Source organism: Xanthomonas sp. NCPPB 2922 (assembly GCF_041520885.1).
In the GTDB taxonomy this organism is placed as follows: domain Bacteria; phylum Pseudomonadota; class Gammaproteobacteria; order Xanthomonadales; family Xanthomonadaceae; genus Xanthomonas; species Xanthomonas campestris.
The window spans coordinates 139466-162315 of record NZ_JBGOFY010000001.1; the positions used below are offsets into that span (position 1 = coordinate 139466).

Below are 22850 nucleotides of genomic sequence, written 5' to 3' on the forward strand. Positions count from 1 at the left end.
ACCCGCTATTGTGCCACTCCGATGTTTGTCTCGATCCCCTCCCGCAAGAAATCCGCGCCGCGCTGGGCGGTGCCGCTGCTGTTCGCGGCCGTCTGGCTGGCCTATCTGTGGTCGATCAGCCGCCCGACCGAGGCGCGCAATACGCTGTGGCTGGACTGGGGCGCGCTGTCCAGCGGCGTCTCCAATCTCGGCGACTGGTGGGCCACCTTGCGCGACGGCAGCGTGCTGCGCCTGTTCACTGCGCTGTTCCTGCACGCCGATTGGTCGCACCTGCTGGGCAACCTGGTGTTCCTGCTGATCTTCGGGTTGCCGGCCGAGCGCATCCTCGGGCCCTGGCGGCTGTTGCTGCTGTTCCTGCTGGGCGGCGCGGCCTCCAACCTGGCGGCGATCTTCGCCATCGGCACGCCGGACCGGGTGATCATCGGCGCCTCCGGTGCGGTGTCGGCGTTGATCGGCACCTATCTGGCGCTGTTTCCCGGCGCCAAGCTCGGTGTGGTGCTGCCGCTGGGCGTGTTCCTGGAATTCATTCGCGTGCCGGCGCCATTGTTGATCGGTGCGTGGGCGGTGCTGCAGGTGGTGTTTGCCTATATCGGCCCGGCCTTCGGCATGGTGGCGTGGTCGGCGCACATTGCCGGTTTCGTGTTCGGCATCGTCTATGGGTTGTATGTGCGCGCGGCGATCGCGCGGCGGCTGCGCAAGCGCCACGGGTTCTAGCGCCCTGCCCTGCGCCTATAATCGCCGCATGTCCAAGCCCTTGTACAAAGTCACCTTCCTCAATCACGGCAAGGTGTACGAGCTCTACGCCCAGCACGTCACCGGCAGCCATCTGTGGGGCTTCAACCAGATCAGCGAGCTGGTGTTCGACGTGCATGACGGGTTGGTGGTCGACCCCACCGAAGAGCGCCTGCGCGAAGAGTTCGGCAACACCAAGGTGCTGCACCTGCCGATGCAGAGCATCGTGCGCATCGAGGAAGTGGAAAAGAAGGGGCAGTCGGTGATCCGCGATGCCACCACCGGCGACAAGGTGGTCACCCCGTTCCCGCTGCCGACCAAGCCACGCTGATGCGCATCCTGGTGCCGGACGATTACCAGGGCGCCGTGCGCGCCCTGCCCTGCCTGCAGCGTCTGCAGGGCCATGAAGTGCAGGTGCTGGGCGCGCTGGCCACCGATCCCAACGAATGGGCCGAGCGGCTGGTGGAAGCCGATGCGCTGGTATTGATCCGCGAGCGTACCCGCGTGGACGCCACGTTGCTGCGGCGCCTGCCGCGGTTGAAACTGATCAGCCAGACCGGCCGCATTGGCCCGCATGTGGATGTGGCGGCCTGCACCGAGTTCGGCGTGGCGGTCACCGAGGGCGTGGGCTCGCCGGTCGCGCCGGCCGAGTTGACCTGGGCGTTGATCCTGTCCGCCAGCCGGCGTCTGACCGAGTACCAGCGCGCCCTGCATCAAGGCCGCTGGCAGGCGCTGGGCGATTCCGCGTTGGGGCGCACCTTGCATGGGCGCACGCTGGGCATCTGGAGCTATGGCCGCATCGGCCAACGCGTGGCCGGATTCGGGCGGGCATTTGGGATGCAGGTGTTGGTGTGGGGCGGTGAAGCGTCGTGCGCGCAGGCGGCGCGCGATGGCTATGCAATCGCCGACAGCCGCGAGGCCTTGTTCGAACGTAGCGATGTGCTGTCGTTGCACCGGCGCCTGAGCGCGCAGACCCGGCATGACGTGACCGCTGCCGACCTGCTGCGCATGCGCCCCGATGCGTTACTGGTCAACACCAGCCGCGCCGAACTGATTGCACCCGGCGCGTTGATCGCGGCCCTGGACGCCGGCCGGCCCGGGCACGCCGCCGTGGACGTGTTCGAGCGCGAACCGGTCCTGGATGCGCGCGACCCGCTGCTGCAACACCCGCGCGTGCTGGCCACGCCGCATCTTGGTTACGTGGAACGCGACAGCTACGCGGCCTACTTCGAGGCCGCATTCGACAACGTGCTGGCGTTCGCTGCTGGCACACCGCGCAATCTGGTCAATCCTGAGGCATTGCTGGTTGCGCGTTAGGGTGTGATGTTGCGTCGTTGCGTTGTGGATTGCTGCTGCGCTGCCGATGTCTGATGCGCGAACGGGTTGTCATCACCTGCTCTTCTAGAACGATGTAGCGAAAACAGCTGCAGCAAGTCCGCATGTGTCCATGCGGCTTCCCGCAAGGACGCGTCGTGGTCCTGCGATGCACAGTGCGCCCAAGAGGCACGACCCCATGTCTTGCTGGCCATCAATGACCTGCAGGGAGCACGCATGAGCGACACAACGGCGAGGTTTAGAACCCGCCGTATTGGTTGCAGCGTGGCACGCCTCACGCGCACGTGCGGCCGGCGTTATCCGGACTGGTCGTGCTGCTGCGCTGCGTATCGATCGCGGTGTGACGCATTCGCGCGATATGCAGTGCGTGCATTCCATGTCACCCAGCTTAGGTGGTGAGCGCGAATCACTGCATCGAGCAGCGCGGCACCCGCAAAAAGCCGGCAGAGAATCGTTATTGATGAAGTGGTGTTTTCAACGCGCACCCTCAACGCGCAACTGCGTCGCTGGGAGAGTGCTTAGGCTAGGTGCCCTCGCCCAGCGTCTAGGCTGCTGGCCAAGACGCGCTAAAGACGTTCTACACGTTTAATGACGTGCAGTGCGCGGAGTCCCTACGTATCGCGCGCATCATCAAGTGAGTGCGACAAACGTGGAAGACCACCTGCACAAAAGCGCCGGCAGCTTGCTGAGATTTTTTCAAGGCAAATAGCCGTCGCCTGGCGACCAACGATGCCCACGAGACGTGCCTCTATTCCGCAACGTCTGCGTCCAATCACCGCATGCGTGGCTAACAACTGCTGGTTGTAATTTCGCGGCACGACTTACAACGCACGACGTGCGATGCCCGCATGCACACCAGCACCAGCTGCGCACTGCGGGTGCACGTGGCACCCGCAGCACTGCGCGTTACTTGACCGGCTCGGCAGGCACAGCTGCTGGTGCGGGCGCCGCCGGCTTGGCCTTGTCCGTCGGCTCGGCCGGCGTGGTCTGCTCGCTGGCGGGCGGGCGTGGTGCGGCGGGCTTGGGCTCGGGCGTTGGCTTGATGGCCTTGGGCTTTTGCGCCTGCGCCTTGGCCTTGCGGGCGGCCTGTGCCTTGGCGACCGAGCCAGGTTGCTTGAGTTCGGCCAGCGCCTCGTTGATCGGGCCATCGCCCGGCAGCACGTCGCCGGCGCTGTAGCCCTCCTCACCTTCCGCATCGCCGCGCAGGTGGCCCGGTAGGGTCGCCTCGCTGAAGTCGGTGAGGCTGGCCGGCACGTCGGCGTCGCCGGGCTGCGGTTCGGGGGTGAGCATCACTTCGGGCACGATGCCGCTGGCCTGGATCGACTTGCCGCTGGGCGTGTAATAGCGCGCGGTGGTGAGCTTGACCGAGTCGCCGTTGTCCAGCGGCAACACGGTCTGCACCGAGCCCTTGCCGAAGGTGCGGCTGCCGATGATGCGCGCGCGCTGGTTGTCGCGCAGCGCGCCGGCCAACACTTCCGACGCGCTTGCCGAGCCGGCGTCCACCAGCACCACCACCGGCGCACCGCCGAGCAAATCTCCCGGGGTTGCGTCGAACTTGGCGTCGCTGATGGAGATGCGCCCGCGCGTGCTGACGATGTTGCCCTTGTCGAGCAGATCGTCGGCCACCTGCACGGCCGAGGTCAGCAGGCCGCCCGGGTTGCTGCGCAGATCCAGCACCAGGCCACGCAGCTTGCCGCCGGCCTGCAGTTGCTTGAGGTTCTTCTGGAAGTCGGCGCCGGTATCGGCCTGGAAGGTGCTGATGCGGATGTAGCCGTAGCCGGGTTCGAGCAGCTTGCTGCGCACGCTGGCCACGCGAATGGTTTCGCGCTGCAGGGTGATGTCGAACGGTTTGGCGACCTTGTCACGCACGATGGTCAGCGTGACCTTGCTGCCGGATTCGCCACGCAGCGGCTCCATTGCCTTGCTGGCGTCGATCGGCTTGCCGTCGATGGCCACGATCACATCGCCCGCCTTGACCCCGGCGCGTGCAGCCGGCGTGTCGTCGATCGGCGCAATCACCTTGAGCGTGTTGTCCTGCTGCTGCAGCAATTCCACGCCGATGCCGTCATAGGCGCCGGTGGCCTGTTCGTCGAAGGCCTCGGCATCTTCCTTGTCGAAGTAGGTGCTGTGCGGATCCAGGTCCGACAGCAGGCCGCGCACGGCCGCGTGCATCAGCTTCTTGTCCTCGACCGGATCTACGTAGGCCTGCTTGACCGCGTTGTACACGGCCACGAAGCGGCGGATCTCGTCCAGCGGCACCTTGGAGACGGCGGCTTCGTTGGCTTCCGGGTCGTCCGCGGTGGCCGGTGCGGCAGCGGGGCTGGCCTGCTGTGCCCAACCGGGCGACGCGAACAGGGCCAGCGACAGGGCAACGGACAGGACGGCTACGCGCATGAAGCACTCCGAAAAGAGAGAAGACGCCCCACAGCGCGGCGCTGGCTGGATTATGCGCGAAGCAGCGGTAAATCCGCGTTGAATCGCCGTCAACGCCGGTGTGCGGGCGAAGCACCGGCAAGGCTGCGCGATGAGACCTGCTGCGGTGCTGCCGTCGGGGGAAGTCCGCAGCGACACTCTGGTGTCGTGAACTGCCGGCATGCGAGCGCCAACACGATGCAGCAAGCAGATGCCGGATAAGAGCAGCGATCAAAACGACTGCGCAGCCGCCAGGCGGGCGCGGCCAGTGCTCGGAATCGGCATGTACCCACGTACATTCCGGTTCCTCCGCGCCGTCCGCACCCACCTGACGGCTGCTCGCTACGTTTTGTTAGCCGCTCTAAGTGCGGCGTCCCATGCACTCAGCGGCGCTGCAGCCAGCTCGAAGGATCCACTGGCTGGCCGTTGCGACGCAGTTCGAAGTACAGCGCCGGCACACCCTGCCCGCCCGAACTGCCGACCTTGGCCACGGCCTCGCCACGCTTGATGCTGGCGCCGGCATCGCGCAGCAAGGTGTCGTTGTGCGCGTAAAGGCTCATGTAGCCGTTGCCGTGATCCACGATCAGGATCATGCCGTAGCCGGTCATCCAGTCGGAAAACACCACCGTGCCATCGGCCACCGCGGTGACCGTGCTGCCCTTGGGCGCGCCGATCAGCACGCCCTTGCTGGTATGGCCATCCGGCAGCGTGGCGTTGAAGCGCGCCAGCAGGTTGCCCGACACCGGCCAACTCAGGCCACCGACCTTTGGCGCCGGTGCGTTGGCCACGACCTTGGGCGGTGTCTTGCCGGGGCGTTCCGGGCGATCGGTTTTGCCGCGCTTGGCCTGCGCGGCGGCTTCGGCGGCTGCACGCTTGGCCGCCGCGCGGCGCTCGGCTTCTGCCTTGGCCGCGGCTGCACGCAGATTGGCCAGCAACTGCTCCAGCGCCTTGGCATCCTGGCCCAGGGCTTTCTCGCGCTCGGCGCGCTGTTGATAGCTGGTGTCCAGTTGCGCAACGGTGGCGGCCTGCTGCGAGCGGTCTTTCAGCAGCGACGAGGCCTGTGCTTTTTGTTGTGCGCGTGCGGCGTCCAGCGCCTGGCGCCGCTCGGTGATTTGCTGCTCGACCTGGGTCAGTGCCTCCAGTTGCGTGGTGAGCCCCTGGATGCGCTGCGCGCGTGCGTTCTGTACGTAGCGGTGGTCGGCCAGCATGCGCGTGGCATCGCCCACGGTGTCTTGCGACAACAGCACCTTCAGCGGCGCGTTGCGGCCTACATGGTCGGCGGCGCGCAGCAGTGCGGCCAACTGCACGCGTTGCTCGCGCAGGCCACGCTGCAGCTGCGCGCGCTGCTGCTGCAGTTCGGAGAGTTTCTGTTCGTGCGTGCGCAGCGCGGTTTCGGTCTCGCTCAGCGCACGTGCGGTCTTGGCGACTTTTTCATCGGCCTGGCGCAGCTGCTGGGCGGCGGTGCCGCGCTTGCCTTCCAGGTCGCGGCGGTCGGCGCTGATGGTTTTCAGTTCATCGCGCAATTGCTGCAACTTGCGCTCGGCCTCGCGCTGGCTCTGCGCCCCGGCGCTGGTGCCGGCCAGCAGCGTGCAGGCGAACACGGCCGCGGCCAGCCATGCGCGTGCGGGCGGGCTGCGGGTCGGGTGCGACAATGGCGCGGCGGCAGGAGGCAAACGAAAGTTCCAGTGACTTCAGGCAGGTGCGCGATTGTAGCCAAGCATGGTGTGATCGCTGCCACGTTACCGATATCCGCCGCGGCGGGAGGTTCAGCATGAAGCACGCGCATTGGATCCTCGTGTTCTCCCTGGCCTGCGGCAGCGCCTGGGCCGATGAGGACATCAGCAAGGTCAATGGCCGCATCAGCGCCGAGGCCGGCAAGACCTACGGCGACCTGGAAACGGTCAACGGTTCCATCGAGATCGGCGCCGCGACGCAGACCAAGAACGTGGAAACCGTCAATGGCAGTATCCAGGTCGGCGAGCGCGCCCGCACCGGCGGTGTCTCCACCGTCAACGGCGGCATCCGCCTGGGCAGCAAGGTCGTGGTGTCGGGCAATCTGGAAACCGTCAACGGCTCGGTGCTGGCCGAGCGCGGCAGCCAGATCAGCGGTGGCGTGGAAACCGTCAACGGCAGCATCGGGCTGGTGGAAACCGAGCTGGGCAAGGGCATCGAGACCGTCAACGGCGACATCACCGTGGGCGTGGGTTCGCACGTGCGTGGCGGTATCCTGGTCACCAAGCCCAATTTCGGCTTCTCGTTCAAGCCGAACCGCAAGCCGCGCGTGATCATCGGCCCGAATGCGGTGGTCGATGGCCCGCTGAAGTTCGAACGCGAGGTCACCTTGTACGTGCACCGCAGCGCCAAGATCGGCGCGGTCACCGGGGCCACCGCGCGCAGCTTCGATGGCGATGTGGCGCCGGAGGACTGACGCGCTCACCACCGCCTGCGCCTAGAATCGGGAACCCCCGCCGCACCGAGGAGTCCCGATGCCCCGCAAGATCGTGTTGTGCCTGGCCGCCGCCGTTGCGTTGGCGGGCTGCAAGCGTGAGTCCGCCGACCCCACCAGCGCGCCCAGCGCGCAGGCACCTGCCGACAGCGCCCCCAGCGCACCGGTCAGCAGCCACGCCTTCTCGCCGGAACTGACCACCGGCGACTTTGCCGAGCTGGTCAAGACGCTGGCCTCGGACGCCTTCGAAGGCCGCGGGCCGGGCACGCCGGGCGAAGAGAAAACGGTGACCTACATCCGCGACCAGATGCAGCGCATCGGCCTGCAGCCGGGCAATGGCGACAGCTGGTTCCAGGATGTGCCGATGGTGGAAACCACCGCAGACCCGGCCACCGCGCCCAGCCTGCGCAGCGGTGCGCAGAGCCGCCCGCTCACCTTCGGCACCGACATCGTGGTGGGCACGCGCACCGGCCAGGCCGAGGTCAAGCTCGACAACAGCGAGCTGGTGTTTGTCGGCTACGGCGTGGATGCGCCGGAGCAGCAGTGGAACGACTACGCCGGGCAGGACTGGAAGGGCAAGACGGTGGTGATGTTCGTCAACGACCCGGGCTTCCACAGCAACGACGCCAAGTTGTTCGACGGCAAGCGCATGACCTATTACGGCCGCTGGACCTACAAGTTCGAAGAAGCCGCGCGCAAGGGTGCGGCCGCCGCGCTGATCGTGCACGACACGCCCGGCGCCAGCTATGGCTGGGACGTGGTGAAGAATTCCTGGTCCGGCCCGCAGTACGACCTGCCGGCCAAGGACGACCCGGACCCGCGCCTGCCGGTGCAAGGCTGGATCAGCGCCGACACCGCCAAGCAGCTGTTCGCCGACGCCGGGCTGGACCTGGCGCAGGCCTACAAGGACGCCGGCAAGCGCGGCTTCAAGCCGGTGCCGTTGAAGGCCAACTGGTCGGTGGACCTGAAGAGCACGATCGCCCAGAAGTCCTCGCGCAACGTGGTTGGCGTGCTGCCCGGCAGCACGCATGCCGACGAGGCGGTGCTGTACATGGCGCACTGGGATCACCTGGGCAAGCACGACGGCGAAACCGGCGACAACATCTACAACGGCGCGGTGGACAACGCCACCGGCGTGGCCGGCATCCTGGAAATCGCCGATGCCTTCGCGCACCAGGATCCCAAGCCGGCGCGCTCGGTGGTGTTCGTGGCGGTGACGCTGGAAGAATCCGGCTTGCTGGGTTCGAAGTACTACGTGGCCAACCCGAGCTTTCCGCTGGACAAGATCGCCGCGGTGATCAACCTGGATGCGATGTCGGTGGCCGGGCGCGCACGCGATGTCACGGTGGTGGGCATGGGCAGCTCGGAGCTGGAAGACATCCTCAAGCCGATCGCCGCCATGCAGGGGCGCACGCTGCACGGTGAGGCCACGCCGGAGAGCGGCTCGTACTTCCGCTCGGACCACTTCAACTTCGCCAAGGCCGGCGTACCGGCGTTGTACGCCGACGGCGGCGAAGACCTGCGCGAGGGCGGCACCGCAGCCGGCCGCGCAGCCGCCGAGGACTACGGCCGCAACCGCTACCACGCGCCTGGCGATCAGTACGATGCGGCTACCTGGAAGCTCGATGGCACCATCGAGGACCTGCAGGCGGTGTATGGCGTGGGCAAGCAGGTGGCGGCTGATCAGCAGTGGCCCAACTGGTATGCGGGCAATCCGTTCAAGGCCGCGCGCGACCGCATGATGGCCGGCAAGCCGGGTGCGGCCGCTGCCCCGGCGCCAGCGCCCAAGGACGACGCCAAGCCTGCGCCTGCGCCGTCGCGCTGAGCTGCGGCTAGCCCCTGTGACCGCGCGCTGCGTGGCGACAGGGGCTGCAGCGGTCTGCTACAACCAGTGCGAAACGCTGGCACGTTGAGTCCAACGTCTGACAGCACTTAGCGCCGAACAAAAAAAGGGCCTCCACATGGAGGCCCTTTCGTTTGTGGCGAGTTTAAGAGCGGCTGACAAAACGTCGCGAGCAGTCGTCAGGTGGATGCGGACGGCGCGGAGGAACCGGAGTGTACGTCGGTAAATGCCGATTCCAAGCACCGGCCGCGCCCGCCTGGCGGCTGCGCACTAGTTTTGATAGCTGCTCTAAATCGCAACGCACATCCCGCGCGGCCGCTGCGCGCAAGCGTTAGGCGGGAGCGATCAATCGTTATCCACGCTCACCACGTGCCCATCTTCCGGGTCGACGTGCAGGTCTACCTTCTGCCCACCGCTTTGTTCGGCATCGGCCTTCCACAGGCCATCTTCGAACTTGAGGTCATGCACCTTGGAATAGCCCTTGGTGGAGAGCGCTGCACGAATGTCGGCCTCGCTCATCTTGGAGGTAGTCTGGTCGCCATACACGCGGCCGGTCGTCGGGTCGATCCGCACATCCACATCCTTGCCGTCGCCGCTGCGCGCATCGGCCGTCCACACGCCGTGCTCGAACTTGATGTCGTGCACCTTCGTGTAGCCCTTGGCCGTCAACATGCTGCTGACTTCGGCGGAAGTGAGAGCCTTGGCCGGCTTGGCGGCGTCCTGCGCGAACGTACCGTGTGCGGTGAGAGCAAGTGCGCCAACCAGCGCGGTGGTCATCAAACGCTGTGCCATTAGAGTGCTCCTAGCAGTGAAGTGCGTCCATGCTGGGCGTCGGTAGATCGCGGCGTGGTGAAAAAGCGACCTTATGCATTGCAAAAGTTCAGTTAGCTGACAACCGCAGATGCATGTTCACCCGTGCTGCACGCGACGTTTACACCTGCGCATGAGGTCGCTAAAAACGGTCTTTGCAGCCCGGCGCGGTTGTCGACCGCGAAAACGCACGACTGTGTGGGCGAGCAAGCGGAGAGCCGCTGTGCACCAACGGTAATCGATTGCCACGACTGCCACGGCAGCTACACGTACGTCATCGTCGCAATTGAGGCAGAAAATCTGTAGGAGCGCCCTTGGGCGCGATGAAGCCCTACCAATAACGGTAACGCTACATCGCGCCCCGGGGCGCTCCTACGCAAGGCGGGCATGCGACATCGTGTCAGCGTGTAGCGCGTGCGGCCTGCGGCGAGAGGATGACCATCTGCGGCTTGTCGGTGCCGTCCTTGTTCGGATGCACGTTGTAGGCGTAGCTGGTGTTCCACCATGCGCCCGCTGCCCACCATGTCCAGCCCAGCCAGACATCGGCGTTGTTTTCCATGTAGGCCAGCATGCCTTGTAGCGCGGTATTGCAGACGGCGTTGTTGGCGGTGCCGAACTCACCGAGGAAGCCACGCTTGTTGTTGGTGCGCAGCCATTCGGTGAATGCACGCAGGCGATCGGCGCCGATGGTTTCACTGACGCAGACACTGGAGGTGCCGCTGGAATCGGCATCCAGATACTGATGCACTTCGAACGCATAGCGATTGAGCGGGTCGCTGATCGATGCCAACGCGGTCGCATTGGAATACCCATCGCTGGTCAGCGCGTGCCAGCTGTGTGCGCCGGTCCACAGCGCGCCCGGTACCAGGATCAGATTGTTGGCGCCGGTGGCACGGATCGCATCGATGCCTGCCTGCGCTGCACCGGCCCATTCGCTGGCAGAGATGTTGTTGGGCTCATTCATCAGCCCGAAGATCACGGCGTTATCGCTGTTGAAGATCACCGCCAGGCGCCGCCACAGATCGGCAAAGGTGGCGAGCGGCACTTCCGGCCCACCCACTTTATAACCGTAGTACTTGCTGTAGTTGTGGATATCCAGCACCAGATACATGCCCGATGCCTTGGCGCGTGCCACCGCTTGCTGCACCAGTGCCAGCTGCGCCGAATCCAGCTCGCCGCGTGCGGCAGGTTGCAGACGTTCCCACAGGATCGGCAGGCGAATCACGTTCATTCCGGTCCCAGCGAAATAGCTGTAATCGGTGCTGGCGGGATACATGTAGTCCTTGTTGAGGACGCCAGGTTTTTTCGATGACGCAAATTCCGCACCCGCCAAATTGACGCCGGCGTACTTGAGTGCACGCGTTTGTGCATGGCCCATCGGCAGAACACCGAGCAGCAGGAAGAACACCGCGCAGGACATTAGCCTGCGCAACCACAGAGAACACGACATGGAAACCACTCCTTCGACGACGGAAAAGATGCATCGCAGCCCCATGGCGTGCGATCGACGTTCGTTACGCTGCATCTGCCCGTTCAATGCATCACGCGTGCCAGCCGCGCATCGCGCGGTGGTTAAAGATGATGTGCGCAGGGGCTCACAAACAAACTGCGTTGTGGCCTGCACTTTATGCGGCGTGGGAGGAGCTGGCACCGGGATCGTGCGGTTGTGCCTGCTTTCAAGGGAGACTGCGCTTTCACGTGTGACGCGACCGCGACGACATCTCGACATGCGATTTGCTAAGCGACGAAAGCGTGACGCCAAATCTCCGGCTACGCATGCAACCGACGCACCAGCAGTACAGGTCTACTGCGTGCGTCGGCTGCTGCAGTTGTACACAAGCGAACTGATCGATGCCCGTTATCGGGTGACGCGATGCGCGCGTGCGCTCAAGGTTTTCATCTGCGGCTTGTCGCGGCCTTGCGCATCGGGCTGCACATTGAACGGATAGCTGGTGTTCCACCACGCGCCTGCCGCCCAGAACGTCCAACCGATCCACACATCGTGGTTGGTTTCGAGATAACCGAGCATGCCGTCCAGCGCCGCATTGCAGGTTGCGTTATTGGCGGTGCCGAATTCGCCAAGAAAACCGCGCTTGCCTTGCGCGCGCAGCCAGCCGGTGAAACTGCGCAAGCGCTCCGCACCGATCGTGCGGCTCACACAACCGGCACTGGTGCCGCTGGAGTCGGTATCCAGGTATTGATGGACTTCGATCGCATAGCGATTCAATGGGTCGCGGATATTCGCAAGCGCCACTGCATTGGACTGCCCGGCCACGGTGGAATACCAGCTGTGTGCGCCCGACCACAATGCACCGGGCACCAGAATCAGGTTGGTGGCACCGGTGGCACGAATGCTGTCGATGGACGCCTGCGCGGCGGCGGCCCAACTCTCTGGCGAGATGTCGTACGGCTCGTTCATCAGCCCGAAGATCACCGCGTTGTCGCTCTTGAACGCGATGGCCAGACGGCGCCAGAGATCGGTGAACGTGCGCACCGGCACCGGCTTACTGCCAATCTTCTGGCCGTAGTACTTGGCGTAGTTGTGCACATCGATAATCAGGTATTGATTGGCGGCCTTGGCGTTGGCCACTGCCTGCTTCAGCAATGCCAGTTGTGCCTGATCCAGCGGACCTTGAGCTTTGGGCTGCATGCGCTCCCACAGGATCGGCAGGCGCACGATGTTCATTTGCTTGCCCGCGAAGTACCTGTACTCGGACGCGGTTGGATAGCGGTAGTCGATATTGAGCACGCCCGGTTTCTTGGACGACTGGATCTCCGCACCGGAGATGTTGACGCCTGCGTATTTCAGACGATTGGGGCTTTGCGCCTGTGCGATGGACATCGTGGCGATGCAGAGCATGACCAACGCGCAGCGCAGCAGCTGGCGTGGCCAGGAGGGGGAGGCAGACATGGGGTGTTCCTTGCAGTTGCGGGGGAGATACGCTGCCCGCAACGTCATGCCGCGCGACGCGGCCAACAGCGCATCTGTCTCTACCCTAGGCGCAACGGCACACTGAAACTACAGATGCGAGGTATCACTCTTCCAAGCTGTGCGGTGTTTCGCAGTGGCGGCAGGATCTGGTCGACGCATCCGCGACAGAGGCACGTTTTCATGCCCATGTATGGAAGCGTGTGCGCAGCTTGAAACGGCGCGCGTGGCGCATCGGCCAAGAGACCTGTGGCGAAAAAACTGCCTGGCTAAAAACGCCATGCGGGGATTACTGCAGCACGGGCAGCCACACCGCAACGACCGCGGTGCGCCCGCGTGATCACGGTTGCCTATGTGGCTGCGAGCCGATGCACGCGCACGGGGCAGTTCCACCTACACGCCGCACAAACGGCGTGCCAGGTGACAGACACCGCCAACGTCGCGCGTGCGGCGCTCGCATTCGGCTGCGCTAAAGCGGCCAGGAAGCAGAGACGCAGACGCCAGGCAGGCGCGAGCGTGGAGATGCATCGGTATGGACTGAGTGTCCACGCCAACGGCTCCGCGCATGCGCCTGCCTGGCGTTTGCTCGCTACATGGTGCTTGGGCGCTTACTTGCCGGCGCGACGCGCGTGCTCGCTCAGGATCGACATCTGCGGCTTCTCGCTGCCGTCCTTGCCCGGCTGCACATTGAACGGGTAATCCGGCTTCCACCACGCGCCGGCTGCCCACCAGGTCCAGCCCAGCCACACGTCGCTGTTCTTTTCCATGTAGCTCAGCATGCCTTTCAGCGCGTCGTTGCAGACCGCATTGTTGGCCGTGCCGAACTCGCCCAGGAAGCCTTTCTGCTTGTTCTCGCGTAGCCAGTCGGTAAAGCCGCGCAACTTGTCCGCACCCACCGTGGCACTGGTGCATTCGGGCTTGGTGCCGCTGTAGTCGCCGTCCAGGTATTGATGCGCTTCGAAGGCCAGATTGTTGCCCGGGTCCTTGAGAATCTGCAGGGCCTTGGCATTGGAGACGCCGTAGCTGGTGCTGCGCCAGCTGTGCGCGCCGGTGTAGGCCGTGCCAGGCACCAGAATCAAATTGTTCGCGCCGGTCTTGCGGATGGTGTTGATCGCCGCTTGTGCGGCCGCGGCCCAGTCGGTGGAGGAGATGCCATTGGGCTCGTTCATCAGCCCGAAGATCACCTGCTTGTCGTCCTTGAACTCCAGCGCCAGGCGGCGCCACAGATCGGCCAGTGCTGCAGGCGGCACCTCGTCGGTGCCGATGCGCTTGCCGTTGTACTTGGCGTAGTTGTGCAGGTCCAGGATCAGGAACTGCTTGTTGGCCTTGGCGGCGGCCACGGATTTTTTGATCAACGCCAGTTGCGCCGCATCCAGCTCGCCATTGAGAGTTGGCTGCAGGCGTTCCCACAGGAACGGCAAGCGAATGGTGTTCATACCCTTGCTGGCGAAATAACTGAAATCCGCCGCTGCCGGGTAGGTGTAGTCCTTGTAGAGCGTGCCGGGCTTCTTGCGCGAGTTGAATTCGGCGCCGGAGATGTTGACGCCTACGTACTTCAATCCGCCGCGGGCGTTGTCTGGCTCTTTGGCGTGCGCCAACGGCAACGACGCGAGCAGGGTCAGCGCGAGTGCGGCAGCGTGGGTACGGGGGGAGCGGGGGAGAGATGGGAACATGGGGGAGCCTCCTTCGGCAGTCGACGTAGGCGGCCGCAGGGGGAGGGCACGGCCAGCGAGGATGGTGCAGCGCCACACCATCGATGGTCAGCGTAGGGGCCCCAGCGTTAGCGCGCCATTCACGCGGACAACGCTGATTTGATGATGCGCGAACGTCCAAAGCGCCATGCTGGCGCCACGGTCGAGTTCGCAAGCCGACTGGCAAGACGCACTGTCGCAGGAGTGCGACGGAGCGGTGTCCTAAGCTAACGCACCTACTTTTTTGCTGTCTGCGCCCTGCGCGGGCGGCGTTTCCGTCCCCTGGAGTATTCCCATGAGCAAAGCCCACGCCTACGCCGCCCAAACCGCCGACCAGCCGCTGGCGCCGTTCGTCTTCGAACGTCGCGCGCCGGGTCCCGACGATGTGCAGATCGACATCGCCTACTGCGGTGTCTGCCACTCGGACCTGCACACCGCCCGCAACGAATGGCACAACACGGTGTATCCCTCGGTGCCGGGCCACGAGATCGTGGGCCGCGTCACCGCCGTCGGCAGCGCGGTGACCAACTTCAAGGTCGGTGACCTGGCCGGTGTGGGCTGCATGGTCGACAGCTGCCGCAGCTGCGCCTCCTGCCAGGAAGGCGAGGAGCAATATTGCGAACAGGGCTTCACCGGTACCTACAACGGCCCGATGTTTGGCGGTGGCGAGAACACCTATGGCGGGTACTCCGACCATATCGTGGTGGACCAGAAGTACGTGCTGCACATTTCCCACAGCGACAACCTGGCCGCCGTGGCCCCGTTGTTGTGCGCCGGCATCACCACCTATTCGCCACTGGCGCATTGGAAGGTTGGCCCGGGGCAGAAGGTGGGCGTGGTCGGCCTGGGTGGCCTGGGCCACATGGCGGTGAAGATCGCCAAGGCCATGGGCGCCACCGTGGTGCTGTTCACCACCTCCGAAAGCAAGCGCGCCGATGCGCTGCGCCTGGGCGCCAGCGAAGTGGTAATTTCCAAGGACGAGGCGCAGATGGCGGCGCAGTACAACACCCTGGATTTCATCCTCAACACCGTGGCTGCGCCGCACAACCTGGACCCGTTCCTCAATGCGCTCAAGCGCGACGGCGCGATGGTGCTGGTGGGCGTGCCCGAACATTCGCATCCGTCACCGGCGGTGTTCAACCTGGTGATGAAGCGCCGCACGCTGGCCGGTTCGCTGATCGGCGGCATCCGCCAGACCCAGGAAATGCTCGATTTCTGCGCCAAGCACAACATCGTCTCCGACATCGAAACCATCCGCGCCGACCAGATCAACGAGGCCTACGAGCGAATGCTCAAGAGCGACGTGAAGTACCGCTTCGTGATCGATATGGCGACGCTGGATAAGGCGGCCTGAGTCGCGATTGCGTTAGCCTAATACCACTGCTTGCGTCCGTCGGACGCAGGCCGTGGCATATGAACATAGCGCCGCTTGAAGGATGGGCTACACGTTAAATCTACTCATATGGCCTGCTGCAGCGATGCCATGTATTGGCCTAGCGTGAACCCACTTTTTTCTACTTCGGCAGTGAGATAGACAATCTTTCCACCAAGTTCTGAAGCCGTTTTAAGGGTCCCTTATTTTTATCAGTGGTCAGTACGAAGGCTCCAAATGAGCGGGCGGCCAAAGATGCATCAGCTTGATTGGCACTCAGTCCGCTCTTACGTGGTTTTTTGCCAACCACCTGGGATTTGATCTCAGGTGACGCATAAAATGCGCGATCTGTAGCAGACTGAAACGTTCCCTGGCCAAATCCCCCATAAACCTGGACCTTTGAAAGTACGCCATCAATTCCATGGGTTTGAAAGCCGAATCTCGAAGTTGTCTTTATGGACGACCTCTCAAGACTAGATTTGATGTAAGCCTTGAGCGTTTGCTTTTTTTCGCCGTCTGGGATTGCCTCAAGTTCGATTTCCACCTCTCGGGTTAGGTATAGTGCATACGTGTCAGGGGGAAGCTCACGTAGGAGATCTATCGCCTTCTCATGAAGATAGTTCCACGCGCAGCTGTCGATATAAACAGCAATGGTCATGTCAAGAGCCTTTATGGGAGCAGGCGCGCCTGCAGCATTCAAGCTGTGCAAGCCTATTGAATAGCATTACTGGATCGGCCTACGAAGTTCGAGTGTTCAGCACGCCAAGTACACATTGTCCTCGAACAAGTGCATAACCCCAGGCGAATGGCTTCCCACTTACCGGCCAAAGCTGTTCATAAGCCACGAAATAATCACCAGAGCGGTACTGCTTCTTGAGCCACAACCAATCTTTGTTGCCATAAGCAAATGGCACTTGCGGTGCCTTTGTATTTTTAGCGGCGTACGTGACACCAATCTGCTCCATTTGCACGATGGAAAGAGGCAAGCCATCAAACCGCAGATTGTCCGATTCTTGGCATGTGGCGGCCGGCGCTGCAGCAGCGCTACTGGCTGTCAAGATCAGTAAACAGGTAACGAGTGACCTGAGCATGGGGCCAGCGTCTCTCACGCCGCAGCCGGCTCCTTGACCTGCGCTTTCACATCCAGCAGCTGCACGATGCTGCCGGCCGCATCGCGGCCTTCGGCCACGGCGGTAACCACCAGGTCGGCGCCGCGCACGCAGTCGCCACCGGCGAACAGGCGGGGGTTGCTGGTCTGGTAGGGCAGGCGGCCGTTGCCCTCGGCCGGGGCGACGATGCGGCCGTTGCTGCCGGCTTCCACGCCTTGCGCAGACAGCCACTCCGGCACCGTCGGCGAGAAGCCGAACGCGATGATCACCACGTCCGCTTCCAGTAGCGATTCGCTGCCTTCCACCGGCACCGCGTTGCGGCGGCCGCTGGCGTCGGGCTCGCCGAGTTTGGTTTCCACCACGGTCACGCCGATGGCTTCGTCGTCGGCGCCGGACTCGATCGACAGCGGCTGGCGGTTGAACAGGAAGCGCACGCCTTCTTCGCGCGCGTTGGCCACTTCGCGCGCCGAGCCGGGCATGCTGGATTCGTCGCGGCGGTAGGCACAGGTGACTTTGGCCGCGCCCAGGCGGATAGCGCTGCGCACGCAGTCCATGCCGGTGTCGCCGCCGCCCAGTACCACCACGCGCTTGCCGTTGAGGTCGGGCAGGGTGATCTGGTCTTCCCAGCCGGCGATCGGCCGGCCGTGCGGGTCGTTGCCGCTGACGATGCGGCTGTTCTGCACCAGGAAGGGCAACGCCGGCAGCACGTTCTTCAGATCCTGGCCGTCCAGCCCGCCGTCGGTGTAGCGGTACGCGCCGGTGCCCAGGAACACGGCGTCGTATTCGCCGAGCAACTGTTCGATGCTGACGTCCTTGCCGATCTCCACGCCTAGGCGGAACTGCACGCCCATGCCTTCCAGGATCTCGCGGCGCTTGCCGATCACCGACTTGTCCAGCTTGAAGCTGGGGATGCCGAACTGCAGCAGCCCGCCGATCTGTTCGTAGCGGTCATACACCACCGCTTCGATGCCGGCGCGCACCAGGCGGTCCGCGCAGGACAGGCCTGCCGGGCCAGCACCGACCACGGCCACGCGGTGGCCGCTGGGCTGCACGTTGCCCAGGTCCGGGCGCCAGCCCATGCTGAAGGCGGTATCGACGATGTACTTTTCCACCGCGCCGATGGTGACCGCGCCGAATTCCTCCAGCGTGCAGCTGCCTTCGCACAGGCGGTCCTGCGGACACACCCGCCCGCACACTTCCGGCAGCGGGTTGGTGGAATGGCACAGCGCGGCGGCCTCGATGATGCGATCTTCCTGCACCAGCTGCAGCCACTGCGGAATGGCGTTGTGCACCGGGCACTTCCAGCTGCAATACGGGTTGCCGCAATCCAGACAGCGGCCGGACTGGTACTGCGCGTCGGCCTTGTCGAACTTGCCGTACAACTCGCCCCAGTCACCGGACGTACGCAGCTCCACCGGGATGCGCGTGGGCATGGTCCGCGGCAGGTCAAGGAATTGGAAGGCTTGCTTGCGGCTCATAGGGGCTGGGAATCGGGAATGGGGAATGGGGAATCGGAACAGCGGGTCGCGACGAACGGGAAGAGGGGCGGGGAACCAGTTTTACGATTCCCGAGTCCCGATTCCCTATTCCCGGCGGCGGCTACGCCGCCCGCCTGAGCGACTCGGTCAACGACTCAATGCTGGCGGCCTTGGGTTTGACCAGCCAGAACTTGCCGATGTAGTCGCGGAACTCGTCGAGGATTTGCTGCGCCCAGATGCTGCCGGTCAGCTCGCGGTGGCGGCTGATCAGGGTGTGCAGGTGCTGGCGATGGTTTTCGAAACCTTCGGCGGAGACGCGGTGGATGTCGATCAACTCGTGGTTGTAGCGGTCTACGAAGTCGCGTTCGATATCCAGCACGTAGGCCAGGCCGCCGGTGAAGCCGGCGCCGAAGTTCAGGCCCACCTTGCCCAGCACCAGCACCACGCCGTCGGTCATGTATTCGCAGCAGTGGTCGCCGGCGCCTTCCACCACCGCCAGTGCGCCGGAGTTACGCACCGCAAAGCGCTCGCCCGCGCGGCCGGCTGCGAACAGCTCGCCGCCGGTGGCGCCATACAGGCAGGTGTTGCCCACGATCGGCGTATTGCGCGCTTCAAAGCGTGCGCCGCGTGGTGGGCGCACCACCAGCCGGCCGCCGGCCATGCCCTTGCCGACGTAGTCGTTGGCTTCGCCTTCCAGCTCCAGCTGCAGGCCGCCGGCATTGAACGCGCCGAAGCTTTGCCCGGCGGTGCCGCGGAAGCGCAGGTTCAACGGCGCATCGCTCATGCCGTGGTTGCCGTGCGCCCGCGCAATGGTGCCGGACAGGCGCGCGCCGATCGAGCGGTCGGTGTTGTGGATCAGGAAGCGGTGGTCGCCGCCGCGCTTGTTGGCGATCGCATCGGCGAGCAGGCCGTCCATCTGCGTGGCCAGGCTGTCCGGTGATTCGTACAGGCGCTGGGCCGCGCAATGGCTGCCTTCGTACTGCGCATGGGTGAGCAGGCGTGACAGATCGACCTTGACGCCCGGACGCGGTGAGACCTCGAGCTGTTCCAGCAGGTCGGTGCGGCCGACAATCTCGTCCAGCGAATGCACGCCCAGGTACGACAGCCACTGACGCACCTCTTCGGCCAGCAGGCGGAAGAAATGCTCCACGCGTTCGGGCAGGCCGGTGAAGTAGTTCGCACGCAGGCGCTCGTCCTGGGTGGCCACGCCGGTGGCGCAGTTGTTGAGGTGGCAGATGCGCAGGTACTTGCAGCCCAGCACGATCATCGGCGCGGTGCCGAAGCCGAAGCTGTCGGCGCCCAGCAACGCAGCCTTGACCACGTCCAGGCCGGTCTTCAGGCCGCCGTCGGTCTGCAGGATGGTGCGGTCGCGCAGGTCGTTGGCCACCAGCGCCTGGTGCGACTCGGCGACGCCCAGCTCCCACGGCACGCCGGCGTAACGGATCGAGCTGACCGGGCTGGCGCCGGTGCCGCCGTCATGGCCGGACACGGTGATCAGATCGGCGCCGGCCTTGACCACGCCGGCGGCAATGGTGCCGACGCCGGCATGCGCCACCAGCTTCACCGATACCAGTGCGGTCGGATTGACCTGCTTGAGGTCATAGATCAGCTGGGCCAGGTCTTCGATCGAATAGATGTCGTGATGAGGCGGCGGGCTGATCAGGCCGATGCCGGGCTTGGCGTAGCGCAGCCGGGCGATCAGCTCGTTGACCTTGTGGCCGGGCAGCTGGCCGCCTTCGCCGGGCTTGGCGCCCTGCGCGACCTTGATCTGCAGCACCTCGGCGTTGACCAGGTATTCCGGGGTCACGCCGAAACGGCCGGAGGCCACCTGCTTGATCTTGGAGCGCTTCTCGGTGCCGTAGCGGGCGGGGTCTTCGCCGCCTTCGCCGGAATTGCTGCGCCCGCCCAGGCGGTTCATCGCGATGGCGAGTGCTTCGTGGGCTTCCGGCGACAACGCGCCCAGGCTGATCGCGGCGGTGTCGAACCGGCGCAGCACATCGGCGGCCGGCGCGACCTCGTCCAGCGGCGTCGGGGTGTCGGCACGCTTGAGCTGCACCAGATCGCGCAGCGTGGAGGCCGGGCGCGAATGCACCGCATCCACGTATTTCTGCCAATCGCCGGCATCGCCGGTGCGGGTGGCGCGCTGCAGCGTCATGACCACGTCCGGGTTGTACATGTGGTACTCGCCGCCGTGCACGTACTTGAGCAGGCCGCCCACTTCCGGCTTGAGCTGGTCGTTCCAGGCGCGTGCGGTGAGTTCGCGTGCTTCGGTATCCAGCCGCGACAGGCTCACCCCACCGATGCGCGCCGGCGTTTCGGCAAAGCACAGCTCCACCACGTCCGGGTCCAGCCCGACGATCTCGAACAACTGCGCGCCGCGGTAGCTGGCGATGGTGCAGATGCCCATCTTGGAGATGATCTTGGACAGGCCCTTGTAGATGCCCTTGCGGTAGCGGCGGCCGATCTGCGATTGCTCGCCGCCCTTGCTCAGTTGCAGGATGCCGCGCCGGCCCAGGTCGAACAGGGTCTGGTAGGCCAGGTACGGGTACACCGCGGTGGCGCCGAAGCCGAGCAGGCACGCCATGTGGTGCGGGTCGCGCGCGGTGCCGGTTTCGATGATCAGGTTGACGTCGCAGCGCAGGCCCACCTTGCACAGGTGGTGATGCACCGCGCCGGTGGCCAGCAACGCATGCGCCATCGGGCGGTCCGGCACCGGGTACCGGTCGGACAGCAGCAGCATCACCGCGCCATCGCGGGCGGCGGCTTCCACTTCCTGGCAGATGCGTTCCAGGCCGGCCTTCAGGCCTTCTTCCACGCTGTAGGACAGGTCGATCAGCCGATTGCGCGCGACGTACTGCTCCATCTTCAGCAGCTGGCGCAGCTTGCGCTGGCTGAGCACCGGCGAATTCAGGATGACGTGGTTCACCGTCTCCGTGCCGGCATGGAAGATGTTGGTCTCCTTGCCGAGCTGGGTGGTGAGCGACATCGCGATGCCTTCGCGCAGCGGGTCGATCGGCGGGTTGGTGACCTGCGCGAACGCCTGGCGGAAGTAGTCGTACAGCGGCCGGGTCTGGCGGCTGAGCACTGCCATCGGGGTGTCGTCGCCCATCGAGCCGGTGGCTTCCTGCTCGGTCTCGGCCAGCGGGCGCAGGATCTGCTCCACTTCCTCGGTGCTGAGCTGGAACAGCTTGTGATAGCTGCGCAGGGTCTGCTCGCTGAAGGGTTCTTCCACCAGCGACGGGTCGATCAACTCGGTCTGCAGGTAGGTCACGCCCTGCTGCAGCCATTGCTTGTACGGTGCGCGCGCGCGGTTGATGCGGTCGATGGCGTCCGAGTCCAGCAGGTCGCCGCGCTTGAGATCGATCGCCATCATCTCGCCCGGGCCCAGCTTGCCCTTGCGGGTGATGCGCTCGGCGGGCAATTCCCACACGCCGGCCTCGGAAGCCACCAGGAAATGGCGGTCGGAGGTCAGCATCCAGCGCGCCGGGCGCAGGCCGTTGCGGTCGAGCATGCAGGCCGCATAACGGCTGTCGCAGGCCACGATGCCGGCCGGGCCGTCCCACGGCTCGGTGTTGAGGCCGTAGAACTCGTAGAACGCAGCCAGATCGGCGTCCTTGAACTCCAGCGACTGGGTCGCCGGCGGCACCAGGATGCGCAGCGCCTGCAGCAGGTCCATGCCACCGGCAATCAGCAGCTCCAGCATGTTGTCCAGGCTCTGCGAATCGGAGCCGTGCATGGAGATCACCGGGTCGAACTCGGCGATGTCAAAGCGCGGCGTCTGCCACACCTTGCTACGCGCCTGCGCCCAGCGCCGGTTGCCTTCGATGGTGTTGATTTCGCCGTTATGGGCGAGCAGGCGGAACGGATGCGCCAGCGGCCAGCGCGGCAGCGTGTTGGTGGAAAAACGTTGGTGAAAGACAATCGCGCTGGACGACAGATCGCTGCGCTGCAGGTCCGGGTAGAACGTGCTCAGCTTGTCCGGCAGCACCATGCCCTTGTAGCTGATGCCATTGGGCGACAGCGTGGTGACGTAGAAGTTGTCCACCTCGCGCAAGGCCTGCTCGGCGCGGCGGCGCGCCAGAAACAGCGCCAGGGTGAAGCCGTCTTCGGTCTGCTCGGCGCCGGCATCGACAAACACCTGTTCGATGCGCGGCAGGGTGTCGCGGGCCAGTTGGCCGCACACGCTGTCATCGGTGGGCACCACGCGCCAGCCGCGGAACTGCACGCCGGCAATCTGCAGCTGGGTTTCCAGCTCGCTGCGACAGCGCGCCGCATCGGCCTCGTCCAGCGGCAGGAACACCACGCCGGCCGCATAGCGCGTGCCCAGCGTGATACCGGCGTCGCGGGCCAGCCCGCGCAGGAAGGCGTCGGGTTTGCGGATCAGCAGGCCGCAGCCATCGCCGGTGAGCCCGTCGGCGGCCACGCCGCCACGGTGGGTCATGCGCGACAGCGCAGCGATCGCGGTATCGACCAGCGAACGGGAAGGCTGGTCGTCCAACTGCGCGACCATGCCAAAACCACAGGCGTCGCGTTCGTCGCGCGCGCTGTTGTAGAGACCGTAGTCGTCGAGCCCTTGGCGAGTGCGGGGGGCCATGTCTGCCTCTTTGCGATCCGGGAAAAACGGCGACGACGTTGCACCGCTCGACCATGGAGCGGTGCAGGAGATCACCGGATCATCGACTAAAACACAGTT

Annotated in this window: 16 protein-coding genes and 2 other RNA genes; 7 read left to right on the forward strand and 11 right to left on the reverse strand. The window is 64.8% G+C overall.

What is annotated here, in order from left to right; genetic code table 11:
• Positions 1-21 precede the first annotated feature (21 nt).
• Genes ACD584_RS00570 through ACD584_RS00580 form a run of 3 tightly spaced genes read left to right on the forward strand, consistent with a single transcriptional unit; the run spans position 22 to position 2049 of the window.
• Entirely contained in the window at positions 22-714 is a 693-nt protein-coding gene (locus ACD584_RS00570; RefSeq protein ID WP_012436869.1) for a rhomboid family intramembrane serine protease, read from the forward strand.
• A gap of 28 nt (positions 715-742) precedes the next feature.
• On the forward strand, positions 743-1063 hold the full coding sequence (locus ACD584_RS00575) for a DUF1820 family protein (protein ID WP_011035277.1): 321 nt from the start codon (positions 743-745) through the stop codon (positions 1061-1063).
• Complete coding sequence (locus ACD584_RS00580) at positions 1063-2049, forward strand: D-2-hydroxyacid dehydrogenase family protein (RefSeq protein ID WP_014505945.1); 987 nt, start codon at positions 1063-1065, stop codon at positions 2047-2049. Before ACD584_RS00575 ends, ACD584_RS00580 begins: the two co-directional genes overlap by 1 nt.
• Before the next feature lie 924 nt (positions 2050-2973).
• Here the strand turns inward: ACD584_RS00580 and ACD584_RS00585 are convergent.
• Positions 2974-4461, reverse strand: a complete 1488-nt coding sequence (locus ACD584_RS00585; RefSeq protein WP_014505948.1) for a S41 family peptidase — start codon at positions 4459-4461, stop codon at positions 2974-2976.
• Between the two features lie 301 nt (positions 4462-4762).
• Between ACD584_RS00585 and ACD584_RS00590 the strand changes: the two genes are divergently transcribed.
• Positions 4763-4837: non-coding RNA, sX9 sRNA (locus ACD584_RS00590), on the forward strand.
• Between the two features lie 25 nt (positions 4838-4862).
• Here the strand turns inward: ACD584_RS00590 and ACD584_RS00595 are convergent.
• Positions 4863-6152 carry a murein hydrolase activator EnvC gene (locus tag ACD584_RS00595; RefSeq protein WP_175611766.1) on the reverse strand — a complete coding sequence of 430 codons (1290 nt, stop codon included), beginning with the start codon at positions 6150-6152 and terminating at the stop codon, positions 4863-4865.
• A 98-nt stretch (positions 6153-6250) separates the two neighbouring features.
• On the opposite strand from ACD584_RS00595, the gene ACD584_RS00600 reads away from it, so the two are divergent.
• Both ACD584_RS00600 and ACD584_RS00605 read left to right on the forward strand, forming a co-directional pair.
• Entirely contained in the window at positions 6251-6907 is a 657-nt protein-coding gene (locus ACD584_RS00600) for a hypothetical protein (protein ID WP_070689153.1), read from the forward strand.
• Between the two features lie 58 nt (positions 6908-6965).
• Entirely contained in the window at positions 6966-8750 is a 1785-nt protein-coding gene (locus tag ACD584_RS00605; RefSeq protein WP_076037570.1) for a M28 family metallopeptidase, read from the forward strand.
• A 171-nt stretch (positions 8751-8921) separates the two neighbouring features.
• Here ACD584_RS00605 and ACD584_RS00610 read toward each other — a convergent pair.
• From ACD584_RS00610 to ACD584_RS00630, 5 genes are all read right to left on the reverse strand, one after another.
• Positions 8922-8996: non-coding RNA, sX9 sRNA (locus ACD584_RS00610), on the reverse strand.
• A 117-nt stretch (positions 8997-9113) separates the two neighbouring features.
• Positions 9114-9560: a PepSY domain-containing protein gene (locus ACD584_RS00615; protein ID WP_070689155.1), complete on the reverse strand. Its 447-nt coding sequence runs from the start codon at positions 9558-9560 to the stop codon at positions 9114-9116.
• 418 nt (positions 9561-9978) lie between these two features.
• A complete protein-coding gene (locus ACD584_RS00620; protein WP_175611893.1) occupies positions 9979-10998 on the reverse strand; it encodes a glycoside hydrolase family 5 protein in 1020 nt (339 codons plus the stop codon).
• A gap of 438 nt (positions 10999-11436) precedes the next feature.
• Entirely contained in the window at positions 11437-12489 is a 1053-nt protein-coding gene (locus tag ACD584_RS00625; protein WP_076037568.1) for a glycoside hydrolase family 5 protein, read from the reverse strand.
• A 626-nt stretch (positions 12490-13115) separates the two neighbouring features.
• Positions 13116-14180, reverse strand: coding sequence for a glycoside hydrolase family 5 protein (locus tag ACD584_RS00630; protein ID WP_070689158.1), 1065 nt, complete (start codon positions 14178-14180; stop codon positions 13116-13118).
• Positions 14181-14493: 313 nt separating this feature from the next.
• Here ACD584_RS00630 and ACD584_RS00635 point away from each other — a divergent pair, with 313 nt between their 5' ends.
• Positions 14494-15552 carry an NAD(P)-dependent alcohol dehydrogenase gene (locus ACD584_RS00635; RefSeq protein ID WP_076037567.1) on the forward strand — a complete coding sequence of 353 codons (1059 nt, stop codon included), beginning with the start codon at positions 14494-14496 and terminating at the stop codon, positions 15550-15552.
• A gap of 160 nt (positions 15553-15712) precedes the next feature.
• On the opposite strand, the gene ACD584_RS00640 is transcribed toward ACD584_RS00635, so the two are convergent.
• The 4 genes from ACD584_RS00640 to gltB form a co-directional block, all read right to left on the reverse strand.
• On the reverse strand, positions 15713-16228 hold the full coding sequence (locus tag ACD584_RS00640) for a hypothetical protein (RefSeq protein ID WP_228437957.1): 516 nt from the start codon (positions 16226-16228) through the stop codon (positions 15713-15715).
• 79 nt (positions 16229-16307) lie between these two features.
• Positions 16308-16661, reverse strand: a complete 354-nt coding sequence (locus ACD584_RS00645; RefSeq protein WP_076037566.1) for a hypothetical protein — start codon at positions 16659-16661, stop codon at positions 16308-16310.
• A 14-nt stretch (positions 16662-16675) separates the two neighbouring features.
• Positions 16676-18157, reverse strand: a complete 1482-nt coding sequence (locus ACD584_RS00650) for an FAD-dependent oxidoreductase (protein WP_076037565.1) — start codon at positions 18155-18157, stop codon at positions 16676-16678.
• 121 nt (positions 18158-18278) lie between these two features.
• The gene (gltB, locus tag ACD584_RS00655) at positions 18279-22751 is read right to left on the reverse strand and encodes a glutamate synthase large subunit (RefSeq protein WP_076037564.1); all 4473 of its coding nucleotides are present in this window, start codon (positions 22749-22751) and stop codon (positions 18279-18281) included.
• Positions 22752-22850 lie beyond the last annotated feature (99 nt).